Genomic DNA, 486 nt, shown 5'->3' with positions numbered 1-486 from the left:
GGGCGTTGCGCTTGCGGCAGAGGGCCGTGGGTTTGCGCTCGATGAGGCGACCCTGAAAGCCGCGGCGGCTGCGACCGCTGCGGCACCCGCGGCAGCAGCCCCGGCGGCAGCCGGGGAAAAGCCCGAGGAAGAAGAGTCTGAAGAGGAGAAGAAGGAAGAGGAGGAAGAGAGCGGCATGGCCGGTCTCGGTGCCCTCTTCGGCTAATTTCATTTCAAAAAAGGTGAATGAATCATGGAGTATATCTACGCTGCACTGCTCCTGCACAACGCAGGCAAGGATGTAACTGAAGAGAATGTGACTGCTGTCCTGAACGCGGCCGGTGTCGAGGTCCAGGATGCGCGCGTGAAGGCGCTCGTCGCCGCACTCGAGGGCGTGAACATCGAGGAGGCCATCAGCAAGGCCGCCGTCGCGCCCGTCGCCGCTGCTTCTGCAGCCGCTGCACCCGCAGCCGCCGCACCCGCAGCCGAGGAAGAGGCCGAGGAAGA

At 64.4% G+C, this 486-nt stretch carries 2 protein-coding genes; both read left to right on the top strand.

From position 1 onward, the window contains the following. Positions 1-205 (top strand): hypothetical protein (locus BP737_RS06615; protein ID WP_342686047.1); only part of this gene is annotated, 205 nt, incomplete at its 5' end. Positions 206-232: 27 nt separating this feature from the next. Further along, the coding region (rpl12p, locus tag BP737_RS06610; protein WP_342686046.1) for a 50S ribosomal protein P1 at positions 233-486 on the top strand (254 nt) is incomplete at its 3' end.

Source organism: Methanoculleus sp. UBA291 (assembly GCF_002499755.1).
GTDB lineage: Archaea > Halobacteriota > Methanomicrobia > Methanomicrobiales > Methanoculleaceae > Methanoculleus > Methanoculleus palmolei.
Note: the sequence above shows the minus strand (reverse complement) of the source record. Positions and strands in the feature narration are given on the sequence as shown.